This is a genomic window from Streptomyces sp. SID5464 (assembly GCF_009862985.1).
Lineage (GTDB): Bacteria > Actinomycetota > Actinomycetes > Streptomycetales > Streptomycetaceae > Streptomyces > Streptomyces chartreusis_D.
On the sequence record NZ_WWIQ01000054.1, the window covers coordinates 136,037 to 151,660 of the forward strand.

Genomic DNA, 15,624 nt, shown 5'->3' on the forward strand with positions numbered 1-15,624 from the left:
AAGCAAGGGGATTGACGGATGCTCCTCCACAGAACGACGCGCAGGAAGCCATGGCGGCGGGTCGCGGCGCTGCTCTCCGCCGCGACGCTCGGCGTCGGCCTCCTCGCGGGGTGCGGTTCCGGATCGGACTCGGCGGACAAGGGCAGCGACAACTCCTCCACCGCCACGGGCGGCGCCTTCCCGGTCACCGTGGAGCACGCGTTCGGCACGACGAAGGTCACCGAGGCCCCGAAGCGGGTCGTCACCGTCGGCTACACCGACGACCAGAGCGTCCTGGCGTTCGGCATCAAGCCGGTCGGCATGACCGACCAGTACCCGAACCCGGCGGGCCGGAGCCCCGACATCAACACCCAGTGGCCCTGGGTGAAGGACAAGTGGGGCGGCGCCTTGCCCGAGGTCATCATGAAGAACGGTGACTCCGGCCCCAACTACGAGAAGATCGCCGCCCTGCGCCCGGACCTGATCATCGCGGTCTACTCCGAGATCGACCAGGCCGGTTACGACAAGCTCTCCAAGATCGCGCCGACGGTGGCCCGCACCAAGGCCGAGAAGGAGCCGTTCAGCGCCCCCTGGCAGGACAACGCCCTGCACATCGCCAAGGCACTCGGCAAGGCCGAGGAGGGCGAGAAGATGGTGCAGGACATCCAGGCCAAGCTCGACGCGGCCAAGAAGGCACACCCCGAGCTCGCGAACCAGACCGCCGTCGCACTGTCCTGGTACGAGAACTCGGTGGCGCCCTTCACCTCCACGGACGTGCGCGGCCGGCTCGTGACGGGCATCGGCTTCACGTACCAGACCGAGATCGACAAGGTCGCCGACGGCAGCTTCTACACCAAGCTCTCGCCCGAGCGCATCGACCTGGTCGACGTCGACCACATCTTCGTGATCAACGACAAGGCCGACACGGAAGCACTGAAGAAGTTCAAGCTGTTCGCCAACCTGGACGCCGTGAAGAAGGGCAACGTGTCCTACCTGCTGGACAGCGAGGGCCCGGCGGTCGGCGCGGCCATCTCCCAGGGCACCCTGCTGTCCATGCCGTACGCCGTCGACGAGCTCGTGAAGTCGGTGGCCGAGTAGCGATGCCGGTCACCCTGTCCTGTCCCCCGCCCACCCGGGTCGCGGTGTGAGCGCGACCGCCACCCGCCCCGCCCCGGCGGCCCTGCACACGGCGACCGGACGCGAGGCCACCCGATGGGTCGCGAAGCACTGCCGCGAGGTGCCCTGGCTGACGGCCGCCACCGTGCTCACCACGGTGGCCGGCGCGGCGCTCCAGGTGCTTCCGGTCCTGCTGCTCGGCCGGGTGGTCGACGGCGTGGTCGAGGGCGAATCGCGCTCCGTCCTGGTCACCATCGGGGTGCTGACGGGTGCCGCCGCGCTGCTCGGCGCGGCGGCCACCGCGGTGTCGACCTATCTGATCGGCCGGCTGGGCGCCGACCTGCTCGCGCGGCTGCGGGAAGGGGCCGTGCGGGCGGTGCTGGGCATGCCGAGCGCCCGTATCGAACAGGTCGGCCGGGGAGACGTGCTCTCCAGGGTCGGCGACGACGTGGCCGTCATCTCCAAGGGCATCCGTACGGCCATCCCCACGGTGTTCTCGGCCGGAGTGCTGGTCGCCATCGCCACGTTCGGCATGTTCGGGCTGGACTGGCGGCTCGGACTGGCGGGCGCCGGCGCCCTGCCCGCGTACGCGCTGGCCCTGCGCTGGTACCTCCCCCGCTCCGCCCCGCTCTACCGCAAGCAGCGGGTGGCCCAGGCCGACCGCGCACAGGCGTTGATCAGTGGTCTGAACGGCATCGACACGGTGCGGGCGTACCGCCTGGAGGGCGCCTTCCGCGAGAAGGTCACCAGCGAGTCCTGGCGGGTGCGCGATCTCGGTATCGAGGTGTTCCGGTTCTTCGGCCGGTTCGTCGGCCGGGAGAACCGCGCCGAGTTCATCGGGCTGGTCCTGATCATCGTCGTGGGGTACGCCCTGCTGGAGGCCGACGCCGCCACCCTGGGCGAGGTGTCGGCGGCCCCGCTGCTGTTCCACCGGCTGTTCGGCCCCCTGGGCCTCATCATGTTCACCTTCGACGAGGCGCAGAAGTCGGGCGCGAGCCTGACCCGGCTGGTCGGCGTGCTGGGGGAGGCCGCAGAGGGGCGGCTGGTGGGTGACCCGGCCGTCGCGCCGGCGGACGCCGAGCCGTTGCCGGTGACGGTGCGGGGGCTGACGTTCCGTTACCCCGGTGCCGAGGAACCGGTGCTGAGGGACGTCGATCTGACGATCCCGGCCGGTGGTTCGCTCGCGCTCGTGGGTGCGACGGGTGCGGGCAAAACGACCCTGGCCGCGCTGATCGCGGGCATCGGGACTCCCGAGGCCGGGTCGGTGTGCATCGGCGCGACCGACCTGGCGGGTCTCGACGAGGCCGGGGCGCGGGCCCTGGTGAGCATTCTGACGCAGGAGACGCACGTGTTCTCCGGCCCGCTCGCCGACGACCTGCGGCTGTCCGCGCCGGGGGCGACCGACGCCGAGCTGGCGGAAGCGCTGCGCACGATCGGCGCCGACGCATGGGTCCAGGCGCTGCCCGACGGGCTGAACACCACGGTCGGCGAGGGCGGTGAGCGCCTGGACGTCACCAAGGTCGCCCAGATCGCCCTGGCCCGGCTGGTGCTGGCCCGGTCGCCGGTGGTGGTGCTCGACGAGTCCACCGCGGAGGCCGGCAGCGAGGGCGCCGCCGAGCTGGAACGCGCGGTGCTGGCCGCGTGCTCGGGCCGGACCACCCTGTTCGTGGCGCACCGGCTGACCCAGGCGATGGCGGCGGACCGGATCGCCGTGCTGGACGCGGGGCGCGTCGTCGAGCAGGGCACACACGACGAGTTGGTGGCTCTGGGCGGCCGGTACGCCCGGCTGTGGCAGGCATGGCGCGAGGGTAGTTAGGCAAGCCTGAGTCAGGCTGGGCTTACTTTGGTTTCCTTGAAAGGGTGCTGAGTCTTCGATGATGGAACCGAGCGCTCGTCTCGTACGGCTTTCTCCCGCACGCCTGGACGGCGTACGCCGGCGGACCGGCGACTACTCCGACAGGACCATCACCGAAGCGTGCGCCATCGCGCTGTCGTACTGGACGACGGGCCGGAGCCCCGACGGCATCGACCTCACCCCCGGCACCCTGTTCGCCGACGTCCTCGGATGGGTCGACAACGGCGGGGCCGGGCTCGGCGGTTGGGAGGTCGGCGCGGACGGCCGGAGCGTCACCGTGCCCGACGCCGTCGAGCCGGCCGACGCACAGCTCGCGCTGGACGACCTGGCCGACTTCCCGGACCGGCCCCTCGGCACCGTCGGCCCGTCCAGCGTGGCGGCGAGACTCGAACTCCTGGCCCGCTGGAACGACACCGACGCCGACCGCGTCCGCCCGACCATCGTGGAGATGTTCCGCGAGCAGGCGCGGACCAGGCCGGACGCCGTCGCCATCGTCGACGAGCGCCGATCACTGACCTACCGCCAGGCAGCCGAGCACTCCAGCCAGCTGGCCCACCACCTGATCGAACGCGGCCTCGGTCACGAGCAGGTCGTCGGCGTCTCACTGGGCCGTTCCGCCGAGATGGTCGTCGGGCTGCTCGCCGTGCTCCAGGCGGGGTGCGCGTTCGTGCCGCTCGATCCCCAGTGGCCCGCCGCACGCCGGGCCGTCGTCATCGAGGACGCCCGGGTCGTCGTACAGCTCAACGACTTGGGCGAGCACGACCCGGCCGAACCGCCGGCCGTGGCCGTCGACCTCGACGACTGGCGCCACGGTTCCCAGCCCGCCGAAGGGACCGGCGTCACCGTCCACGGCGACGCCCTCGCGTACGTGATCTTCACGTCCGGCTCGACGGGACGCCCCAAGGGCGCCATGATCCGGCACGAGGCGATCAGCGAGCGCCTGCTGTGGCAGGTGAACGAGATCCTGGGCTTCGGTCACGACGACGCCTCGCTGTTCAAGGCGCCGTTGTCCTTCGACATCTCCATCAACGAGATATTCCTGCCGCTGGTGTCCGGCGCCCGGCTCGTGGTGCTGCGGCCCGGCGGCGAACGCGACCCGCACCACCTGCTGAGCGTGATCGCCGAACAGCGCGTCACCTTCACCTACCTGGTGTCGTCCATGCTGGACGTGCTGCTGGAGATCGCCGGCGACTCCGGCCGGCTCGACAGCCTCCGGCACGTGTGGTGCGGCGGCGAGGTACTGACCCCGGAGCTGTACGAGCGGTTCCGCACCAAGCTCGACATCCCCATGTACCACGGCTACGGCCCGGCCGAGACGACCATCGGCGTCTCCCACGTCATCTACCGGGGCGCGGCGGAACGCCTGTCGACATCCATCGGCAAGGCCAACCCCAACACCCGGCTCTACGTCCTGGACGAGGAACTGCGCCCGGTCCCCGTCGGCGTCGGCGGCGAACTGTACGTGGGCGGGTTCCTCCTGGGACGCGGCTACGTCAACGCTCCCGGTCTGACGGCCTCCCGGTTCGTCGCCAACCCCTTCGCCGACGACGGCTCCCGCCTCTACCGCACCGGTGACCTCGCGCGCTTCGCCCCGGACGGATCACTGGACTTCCTCGGCCGCGCCGACAACCAGATCAAGATCCGCGGTATGCGGCTGGAGATCGAGGACGTCGAGGTCGGTCTCGCCGAGCACCCCGGCGTACGGCACACCTGCGTCGTCGCGCGGAAGAACGCGGCGGGCGGCACCTACCTGGTCGGCTACGTCATCCCGGCCGCCGGGAACGAGGACCTGCGGGCGGACGCGGTCAAGGCGTGGGCCGCCGAGCACATGGTCGAGTACATGGTGCCCGCACACATCGTCGTGCTGACGGAGTTCCCGCTCACCGCCAACGGCAAGCTCGACCGCAACGCCCTGCCGGAGCCCACCACCGGCACCGGCACCCTCGTACGGCCCACCACCGAGAGCGAGCGCGCGGTCTGTGCGGCGGCCGCGGCGGTGCTGCGGCTCGAAGAGGTCGGCGTCGACCAGGACTTCTTCCAGCTCGGCGGAGACAGCATCCTGGCCATCTCGCTGCTGACCGCGCTGCGCGACGCGGGCCTCTACGTCACGGCACGGCAGATCTTCACCCACAGCACCGTGGGGGCCCTGGCGTCGGTCGCGAGCCGGGAGGACGTCTCCACGGTCGACCACCGCGATGTCGCGACCGGGCCCGTCGTGGGATCGCCCATCGTGCAGTGGCTCGGCGAGACCACCGACGCGATCGACGGATTCGTGCAGTCGGTCGTGCTGAACACCCCGCCGGACCTGACCCCCGGCGCTCTCGACGAGATCCTCACCGCCGTGGTCCGCAGACACGACATGCTGCGCGCCAGGCTGGTGCGCGCGGACCGCTGGAGCTTCGACATCCCGGAGCCGGACCGGGCCGTCGCCGGATGGGAGGAGAGCGACCGGCCGCTCGACGCCTGCGTCGCACTCGCCACCGACGCCCTGGACCCCGGCGACGGCGTGATGCTGCGCGCCGTCTGGCGGCGCGCGGCGCGGCAGCTGGTCCTGGTCGCCCACCACGTGGTGATCGACGGCGTGTCCTGGCGGATCCTGATGGACGACCTGGCCACGGCCTGGCGGCAGTTCACCTCCGGTACCCCGATCGAGCTGCCCCCGGTGGGCACGTCCTTCCGGCGCTGGACGCACCTGCTGGAGCGCGCCGCGTTCGACGCGGACAGCTCCTACTACTGGCGCCCCCTGCCCGGAGAGGACCGACCGGTGGGCAGGCGCGCGCTGTCCGAGGCGGACACCGTCGCCACGGAGCGACTGCGGACCGTCTCGGCAGGCCCGGCCATCACGGCCGCGCTGCTGGGCGAGATCCCCGCGAGGTTCCACGCGGGCGTCAACGACGTCCTGCTGACCGGTCTCGCCGTCGCGCTCGCCCGATGGCGCCGCGACCTGGGCCAGGACCAGACCTTCGCGCACATCGAACTGGAAGGCCACGGCCGCGAAGCACGGTTCGTGGCGGACTCCGCCGGCTTCGAGCCCGAACTGTCCCGAACCGTCGGCTGGTTCACCACCCTCTTCCCGGTGACCGTCGACCCCGGCACGGCGACCGACCTCACCGCACCCGCATACCTGACCGCCGCCCTCAAGGCGGTCAAGGAGGACCTCGCCCGGGTGCCGGACAACGGCGTCTCCTACGGTGCCCTGCGGTATCTGACCGACACCGAGTTCGACGCGCCCGCACCCCAGGTGCTCTTCAACTACCTGGGCCGCTTCGCCGCGGGCGAGCCCGGCGACTGGCAGCTCGCCCAGGCGACCGGCCAGTTGGGTGAGAAGCGTGATCCGAGGATGCGGCTGCCGCGCGCCCTGGAGTTCAACGCCATCGCCGAACCGGCGCCCACCGGCGAGTACGAGCTGGTCACCACCATCTCCTGGCCCGACGGCATGTTCACCGACGAGGACATCGAGACCATCGGCGAGTACTTCCTGAGCACCCTGGCCGGACTGGCCGCACTCGACCCGCACGGCGGCCACTCGCCCAGCGACTTCGGCCTCGTGCCGCTGACCCAGGCGGACGTCGACGCCCTGGACGGCCCGGCGCTGCGGGACATCCTGCCGCTGACGCCGCTGCAGGAGGGCCTGTACTTCCACTCCGTCTTCGACGACGACTCGGCCGGAGCCTACGTCGAGCAGCAACTGCTCACCCTGGACGGCGAGGTGGACGTCGACCGGCTCGCCGCGGCGGCCACCCGGCTGCTCACGCTGTACCCGAACCTGGCCGCGCGGTTCGTGGCCCTCGCCGACGGCCGCGTCGTTTCCGTACTGGAGAGCGGCGTCGAGGCGCCCTTCACGACCCTGGACCGCCCCGGCATCACCGACGCCGAGCTGCGCGACCTGGCCGAGCGGGACCGCCGCGCCGGATTCGACCTCGCGACCGGCCCGCTGATGCGGTACACCCTCGTCCGCGGTGGCCCCGGCCGGAACGTCCTCGTGCAGACCGTGCACCACATCATCGCCGACGGCTGGTCGGTACCGCCGATGCTCCGCGCCCTGCTCGCCGAGTACCACGCGCCCGGGACCGTATACCCGATCGGCGGCTTCGCCGACTACGTGGCTTGGCTCGCCGGGCACGACGCCGACGAGAGCGACCGGGTGTGGCGAGAGCAACTCGCGGGCCTGCCCGGCCCGTCGCTGGTCGCCGAGGGACACACCCCGTCCGACCGGTTCGCCGACACCGCCGTGCGGCCGGAGCACGACATCGACGCGGCCGCACGGTCGGCCGGCGTGCCGCTGAGCGTGGCCGTGCACAGCGCCTGGGCGGTGACGCTGGGCGGCGTCCTGCACGGCAGGGACGTCGTGTTCGGCTCCACGGTGTCCGGCCGCGACGCGGATGTGCCCGGCATCGAGGACATGGTGGGTCTGTTCATCAACACGATCCCCGTACGCGCCCGGTGGACCGGCACCACCACCGCGCGGGACCTGCTCGCCTCGGTGCGGGAACACCAGGGCGCGGTCCTGCCCCACCAACACGTCTCACTGGCCAGGATCGGCCGCCAGGCCGACGCCGGCTCCCTGTTCGACACCCTGGTGGTGTTCGACGTCGCGACCGACGTGGACGCACTGCGGCGGCCCGGCGACACGCTGCTCGTCACCGACGTCGTCAACGAGGGCGCACCGCACTACCCGTTGACCCTGGTCGTGGAACGCGCGCCCGACGGCCGCCCGCGCTTCAACCTGATCTACGACGGCGCACTGCTGCGGGAGACGACCGCCCGGGCGATCCTGCGCACGTTCACCTCGGCCCTCACCGCCCTCCTCACCCGACCGGACACCCTGGTCGACGACCTGGCCTCCGAGGGCGACAAGCGTCCCGCACACATCACACCGACGACCCTCGGCGCCCTGTTCGACGCCGCCGCGGGGCGCGACCCGGCCGCCACCGCCGTCACCCAGTGCGGTCTCGACGGCCGTACCCGGTCCCTGACCTACGGCGAACTCGCGGAGGCCAAGAACGAGCTGGCCTCCGCTCTGCGCGCCGCCGGGGTCGGCCCCGGCCGGCGGGTCGCCGTCGCCGTCCCGCGGTCCGTCGAGCAGGTCGTCGCCCTGGTAGCGATCGTCGGCGCGGGCGGCGCGTACGTACCGCTGGACCTGGCGTACCCGGACGAACGGCTGGAGTACATCCTCGTCGACGCCGCTCCGCAGGTCGTCCTCGTGGACCGCGAGCAGCGCGACCGCTTCACCCACCTGCTGGCCCGGACGGGCGTGCAGGCCCGCGTGCTCGTCCAGGGCGACCAGATGCTGCCGCAGGCCACCACCGAGCAGCCCCGCCCCGAGGCCGGCCGGCACGACCCCGCGTACGTCATCTACACGTCCGGATCGACCGGCCGGCCCAAGGGCGTCGTCGTCCCGCACTCCAGCGTGGTGACGTTGCTCGCCAACACCCAGCCCCACATGGACTTCGGCCCGCACGACGTCTGGGTCCAGTTCCACTCCTTCTCGTTCGACTTCGCGGTCTGGGAGCTGTGGGGAGCGCTGGCGTACGGCGGTGAGCTGCTGGTGCCGGAGTACGGGCTGACCCGCTCCCCGGTCGACTTCCACCGGCTGGTCCGCGAGCGCGGGGTGACGGTGCTCAACCAGACACCGTCCGCCTTCTACCAGTTCATCGAGGCCGATCGGCATGCCGGCGAGCCCCTGCCCGCCCTGCGCCGCATCATCTTCGGCGGCGAGGCACTGGATCTCGGGCGGCTGCGCGGCTGGGTCGAACGGCACGGCACCGGCTCGCCCGAGCTGGTCAACATGTACGGCATCACCGAGACCACCGTCCACGTCACCCACCGTGTGCTGACCGCGGAGGACTTCGGCCCCGATGACGACGTCAGCCCGATCGGCGGCCCCATACCCGGCCTGGTCACCCACCTCCTCGACGACCGGCTCCGCCCGGTGCCGCCGGGCCGGGTGGGCGCCATCTACGTCGCCGGCGATCAGGTGTCGCTCGGCTACCTGGGCAGGCCCGGGCTCACCGCGGGCCGATTCGTGGCGAACCCCTTCGCGGGTGACGGCTCCCGCATGTACCACACGGGCGACCTCGCCCGCCGCACCCTCGACGGCGAGCTGGAGTTCGTCGGCCGCGCCGACGACCAGGTCCAGCTCAAGGGCTTCCGCATCGAGTTGGGAGAGGTGGAGTCCGCCATCCGGCAACTCGACGGCGTGATCGACGTCGCCGTGACGGTGGCGGACAGCGGGGACCACCTGGTGGCGCATGTGGTGGGCCACGTACCCGACGACCTCACCTCCCGGCTGTCCGAGAAGCTGCCCGTGCACATGGTGCCGGGGCAGGTGCTCACGATCGACGCCCTACCGCTGACGGTCAACGGCAAGCTGGATCGCAAGGCACTGATGGAACGCGCCCCAAGGGGCGCGGGGAACTGCGCGACCAGCCACGACGCACCCGCAGACGAAAACTCAGCTGTAGTCGCACTCGTCGACATCTTCTCCCAGACACTGCCCGGCACCACTGTCGATGCCGGCACCGACTTCTTCCGTGCCGGAGGCGACAGCATCATCGCCATCACGGTCGTCAACCGCGCCCGTGCACTCGGCCTGCCGATCGCCCCCCGGGATGTGTTCCTGCACAAGACACCCCGCGCACTCGCCGAACACCTGGCGACGACCGCACCACAGACGGCCGCCCCCACGCACCGCGAGGACGGCCCGCTCCCCCCGACGCCGATCATCCTGCGCCAACGCGAACTGCGCGGCTCACTCACCCGGTTCGCGCAGGCCAGGACGCTCCAGGCCTCGGACGGCACCGGTTTCACGGACGCCCAGCGCGCGGCCAACGCCGTAGTCGCCGCGCACCCGACCCTGCGCCTGCGCCTGCGCACCGAACACGGGGTGTGGACCCTCCGTACCGAACCCGCCCACGAGATCACCGTCCTGCGCCCGGACACCACCGACCCGACGACCGCCGCCAACGAGGCCGCCGGACGGCTCGACCCCGAGTCGGGGGAGGTCGTCGCCTTCGCGTGGCTGGAGGCGAGCCGGACCCTGGTGGTCACCGTGCACCACCTCGCCGTCGACTCGGTGTCCTGGCTGATCCTGCTCGACGACCTGGCCACGGCCCTGCGCGGTGAGCCGTTGGCCCCGCCGACCACCCCCTACGCCGAGTACGCCGAAGCACTGACGCTCCAGTCGGCCCAGGCCGTCGACGGCCTCGGACACTGGGTCACCACCCTCCGGGCCCCCGCGCTGGTGCCCGCGGTCGAGGGGCTGCGCGAGACCACGGTCGTCCTCCCGCCCGAGCTGACCGACCGCCTGACCCGCACCGCCCCCGCCGCACTCGGCATCGGCCTGACCGAGCTGCTGTGCGGAGCCCTGCGCACCGCGCTGACGCACATCCAGCCGTCACCCACCGACCTCGCGATCGACCTGGAGCGGCACGGCCGGGTCCCGGTGCTCGAGCAGCACGACTACGCCCGTACGGTCGGCTGGTTCACATCCATCGCACCCGTACGGCTCACCGCGCACACCGACCCCGTCGCAGCCGCACGCGAGGTCGTCGAACGCCAGCCGGACGAGCGCGCCCACGTCGCCTACGGGCAGCTCAGGTACCTCAACCCGCAGACGGCCCCACTGCTCGGCACCGCCCGCCCGCAGGTCCTGTTCAACTACCTCGGCCGGGGCAGCGAGTCCCAGGCGGTACACCTCACCGGCGGCGACCAGGGCAGCCCGTACGCCGTCGAGGTCAACGCCTGGCTGGACGAGACCACCGGCAGCCTGCACACGGCCTTCACCCTCGCCGAGGGCATCCCCGACGAGATCACCGAGTACTGGCGCGGCGCACTGGAGCGGCTCGCGGACGCCTCCGTCACGGCCGAGCGCACGGCACCGGTCACCCCGCTCCAGCGGGGCCTGTTCTTCCAGGCCCAGATGGCGGGCTCGGCCGGGCACTACGTCGCGCAGAACTGGTTCACCTTCGACCGGCGCCTGGACACGGGCGCGCTGGCCGATGCGATGGCGTACGTGATCGCCCGGCACCCGGTCGTGGGCGCCGGCTTCACGACCGACTCCGACGGCAGTCCGGTCCAGGTCCTCAAGGCCGGCCGGCGGGTCGACGTCCGCACGATCGAGCTGTCGACGGACGCCGAGGTCGACGTCCTGCGGGCCCGGGACCGCGACACCGGTTTCGACCCGGGCGAGCCACCGCTGATCCGGCTGACCGTGGTGCGGCTGCCCGGCGACCGTGACGGCCTGCTGCTCAGCTACCACCTGCTGCTGTGGGACGGCTGGTCCCGCGAGATCATGCTGCGGGACCTGTTCGACGCCTACGAGGCCGCCGTCGCGGGCGACCCCCTCGACGCGGCCCCTGCCACGCCGAGCTTCGAGGACTACGCCCGGGCGCTCGACGCCAAGGACCCCGCCGTCTCCGAGCGCTTCTGGGCGGAGCACCTGGCGGGCCTTCCCGGCCCCACCCTGCTCGCCGGACCGGCGCCCTCCTTCTCGGACGACCTGCCGCGCGCGCTCGTGCACACCCTGTCCGCCGAACAGTCCGACCTGCTGCGGGAAGCGGCCAGGACACACGGCGTCACCCTGAACTCCGTGCTGACCGGAGCCTTCGGCCTCCTCCTCGGTGCCCATACGGGCCGCGCTGACGCCGTGTTCGGCGTGACCGTCTCCGGCCGGGAGGGCGAGGGGCTGTCCGGCATCGTCGGCGTGCTGCTCAACACCGTGCCCATGTGGACGCGGCCACAGCCGCACGACACGGTCCGCGACTACCTGTCGGCCGTGCAGGCGGCCAGGGTCGAGGCGATGGAGCACGAGCACCTGGGACTCGGCGAGATCCAGCGGGCCAGCGGGCACGACACCCTGTTCGACAACCTGTTCGTGCTCCAGAACTTCCTGGACATGGACGCCTTCGCCGAGATGAACGCCCGGCACGGCATCACCTCGGTGCAGGCCGACGACTCCACGCACTATCCGTTCACCTGGGTCGTCACGCCCGGCGACCGCCTCACCGTCAAGCTGGAGTACCGCGACGAGGACACCGACAACGCCCGTCGCCTCCTCGCCGACTACCTGCGCGTGCTGGAGGACCTGGCCCGGTCGACCGGCCCGGTGGGCGCGCTGCGGGGCCTGGGCCCGGAGCCCTCGCGGGGGGAGCGCACGGACGTCGGCACGGACACCGTCGTCGACCGGTTCGACCGGGCGGCGGACCGCGCACCGGAGCGGATCGCGCTCGTCGCCCACGGTTCGACCATGACGTTCGCCGAACTCCGGGACCGCAGCCGCGCGGTGGCGGGTGTGCTCGCCGGGCGCGGCATCGGCCCCGAGACGAACGTGGGTCTCGCGATCCCGCGCTCCCTCGACTCGATCGTGGCCCTGTTCGCCGTCCTGCGGGTCGGCGCCGCGTATGTGCCGCTGGAGCTGGACCACCCGGACGAGCGGATCGCCGCGATCGTCGAGGACGCCCGCCCGGAGGTGATCCTCACCGTGAGCGCCGTGTCGCCCCGGCTGACCTCGCTGGACGGTGACCTGATCGAGCTGGACCGCCCGCTGCCCGAGGCGGAGCCGTATGTGACGTTCGCACCGGACGACCCGGACCGCCTGCGGCACCCCGCGTACACGATCTACACCTCGGGGTCGACCGGCAAGCCCAAGGGCGTGGTGACCGAGTACGCCGGACTCACCAACATGCTGATCAACCATCAGCGCCGGATCTTCGAACCGGTGCTGGCGGAGCACGGCCACCGGATCTTCCGGATCGCGCACACCGTGTCGTTCGCGTTCGACATGTCCTGGGAGGAACTGCTGTGGCTCGCCGACGGGCATGAAGTGCACGTCTGTGACGAGGAGTTGCGCCGCGACGCGCCCCGGCTGGTCGAGTACTGCCTTCAGCACGGGATCGACGTCGTCAATGTGACGCCGACCTACGCACAGCAGCTGGTGGCCGAGGGCCTGCTCGACGACCCGGACCGCCGGCCGCCGCTGGTGCTGCTCGGCGGCGAGGCCGTCACGCCGACGCTGTGGCAGCGGCTCGCCGAGACCGGGGGAACGGTCGGCTACAACCTGTACGGACCCACCGAGTACACCATCAACACCCTCGGCGTCGGCACCTTCGAGTGCGAGGACCCGGTGGTGGGCGTGGCGATCGACAACACCGATGTCTACGTCCTGGACCCGTGGCTGCGGCCGCTGCCGGACGGCGTCCCCGGTGAGCTCTATGTGTCGGGCATCGGCATCGCGCGCGGCTACCTCGGGCAGCCCGCCCAGACGGCGCACCGCTTCGTCGCCTGCCCGTTCGGGGAACCCGGCGAGCGCATGTACCGCACCGGGGACCTGGTGGTCCGCCGGCCCGACGGCAACCTGATGTACCTGGGCCGCACCGACGAGCAGGTCAAGATCCGCGGGCACCGCGTCGAACTCGGCGAGGTGGAGGCCGTGTTCGCGGCGCACCCGGCGGTGCGGTTCGCCGCCGCGGTCGCCCAGCCGGACCCGCAGGTCGACGGCGCGTACCGGCTGGCCGCCTATCTCGTGCTGGACGGCGCCGAGCTGGCCACGGTCGCCGCGGAAGTCGGCGCCGGGCTGCCGGACTTCCTGCGGCCCACGCACTACGCCCAGGTCGACAGCATCCCGCTGACGGTGAACGGGAAGGCGGACACCAAGGCGCTGCCGGAGGCCAAGCCGCTGGGCGCGCTGACCACGGTGGGGGAGCGGGGACCCGAGACCGAGACCGAGGCCGTGGTGTGCGAGTACTTCGCCGAGGCCCTGGACCTGGACGACGACGAGGTGAGCGCGGTGAGCGACTTCGTGTCCCTCGGAGGACACTCCATGCTGGCGGTGCGGCTGATCGGGCTGCTCCGCCGCGAGTACGGTCCCGTGATCACCATCCGAGATCTGTTCACCCTGCGCACCCCGGAAGCGATTGCCCGCCACCTCGATGACAACTCCTGACACGCAGCGACCCCGCTCGGGGTCCGACATCCTGCGCACCGCACTGCGCCGCAACGTCGGCGCCATGACCGGCGGCACCCTCCTCATGGGCCTGTACCAGGCGGGCGAGACGGCCTTCCCCATCGCGCTCGGCCTGATCGTCGAGCACACGATGCGGGACCGGAGCCTCGGCGCGCTCGGCCTCTCGATCGCCGTACTGGCCGTGATCATCACGACCGTGTCGCTGTCGTGGCGGTTCGGGATGCGCATCCTTCAGAAGGCCAACACGACGGAGGCGCACCGCTGGCGCGTGAAGGTCGCGGCCTGCGGGCTCCAGCCGGTGGCCCGGGACGTCGACCTCAAGTCCGGCGAAGTGCTGACCATCGCCACCGAGGACGCAGACCAGACCGCCGACATCATCGAGGTGGTGCCGCTGCTGATCAGCTCGCTGGTCGCGGTGGTGGTCGCGGCGGTCGCGCTGGGCCTGGCCGACGTCCGGCTCGGCCTGCTGGTGATCGTGGGAACCGTCGCGATCCTGTCCTGCCTGAGTGTGCTGTCCAAGCGGATCGGCACCAGCACCCGGGAACAGCAGGCCCGGGTGGCGCGGGCGGGCGCGAAGGTCGCCGACCTGATCACCGGCCTGCGCCCGCTGCACGGCTTCGGCGGCAACCACGCGGCGTTCCGGTCCTATCGGAAGGTCAGCACGGAGGCGAAGGTCCAGGCGATCACCGTCGCCAAGGTGAACGGCGCGTACGCGGGCACCGCGCTGGCGCTCAACGCGGTACTCGCCGGCGCCGTGACGCTGACGGCGGGCTGGCTGGCGTTCGACGGCCGGATCAGCATCGGCGAACTGGTCATGGCCGTGGGCCTGGCGCAGTTCATCATGGAACCGCTCAAGCTGTTCTCGGAGATGCCGAAGTACGTGATGATGGCGCGCGCCTCGGCCGAGCGCATGGCGCTGGTGCTGACCGCGCCACCGGTGATGACGCCGGGGTCCGGACGCCCGGCCGAGAACGGGGACGTGGAGATCGACTGCGTCCGGTACGGAACCCTGCGCAGGCTGAAGTTCCAGGTGTCAGCCGGGGAGTTCGTGGCGATCGCCGCCTACCAGCCGCGCGCGGCGGCCGACCTCGCGTCGATCCTGGCGGTGAACGTCCCACCCGGCGCGTACGAGGGAACGGTGCGGGTCGGCGGGCGGGGCCTCGCGGACCTGTCCGTCGAGGCGGTCCGCGAGCACGTCCTGGTGAACCCGTACGACGGGGAGATCTTCGCGGGAACGCTCCGCTCGAACATCGACCCGTCGGGCACCAGCCGCATGGTCCCCGAGGCCGTCGAGGCGTCCATGCTGACCGACGTCGTCGCCCTGCACCGCGAAGGCCTCGACTACGGCGTCCGCGACCGCGGGGCGAACCTGTCCGGGGGACAGCGCCAACGGCTCTCCCTGGCCCGCGCCCTGGCCGCCGACAGCGACGTCCTGGTCCTGCACGATCCGACGACGGCCGTCGACGCGGTCACGGAACAGCTCATCGCCCGCAACGTCGCGAAGCTGCGCCGGGGCCGCACCACCATCGTCATCACCAGCAGCCCGGCCCTGCTGGACGCCGCCGACCGGGTCCTCGTCCTGGACGACGGAGTCGTCACGGCTGAGGACACCCACCGGAACCTGCTGGCGACGGACGAGAACTACTGCTCGGCGGTGGCTCGTTGACGGGCCCTTCAGGGGCGCGACCAGCCCCCGCCGGCCCGCTGACAA

Annotated in this window: 4 protein-coding genes; all 4 read left to right on the plus strand. The window is 71.8% G+C overall.

The window, feature by feature from the left end:
• Positions 1 to 18: 18 nt before the first annotated feature.
• From GTY47_RS26615 to GTY47_RS26630, 4 genes are read left to right on the plus strand one after another with little or no spacing between them, the layout of a single operon-like run.
• On the plus strand, positions 19 to 1,077 hold the full coding sequence (locus tag GTY47_RS26615; RefSeq protein ID WP_010044887.1) for an iron-siderophore ABC transporter substrate-binding protein: 1,059 nt from the start codon (positions 19 to 21) through the stop codon (positions 1,075 to 1,077).
• 46 nt (positions 1,078 to 1,123) lie between these two features.
• Positions 1,124 to 2,911 (plus strand): ABC transporter ATP-binding protein, encoded by a 1,788-nt coding sequence (locus GTY47_RS26620; protein ID WP_010044888.1) that lies wholly within the window; start codon positions 1,124 to 1,126, stop codon positions 2,909 to 2,911.
• 58 nt (positions 2,912 to 2,969) lie between these two features.
• Positions 2,970 to 13,892 (plus strand): non-ribosomal peptide synthetase, encoded by a 10,923-nt coding sequence (locus GTY47_RS26625; protein ID WP_010044890.1) that lies wholly within the window; start codon positions 2,970 to 2,972, stop codon positions 13,890 to 13,892.
• Positions 13,879 to 15,579 (plus strand): ABC transporter ATP-binding protein, encoded by a 1,701-nt coding sequence (locus tag GTY47_RS26630; RefSeq protein ID WP_029181526.1) that lies wholly within the window; start codon positions 13,879 to 13,881, stop codon positions 15,577 to 15,579. Before GTY47_RS26625 ends, GTY47_RS26630 begins: the two co-directional genes overlap by 14 nt.
• Positions 15,580 to 15,624 lie beyond the last annotated feature (45 nt).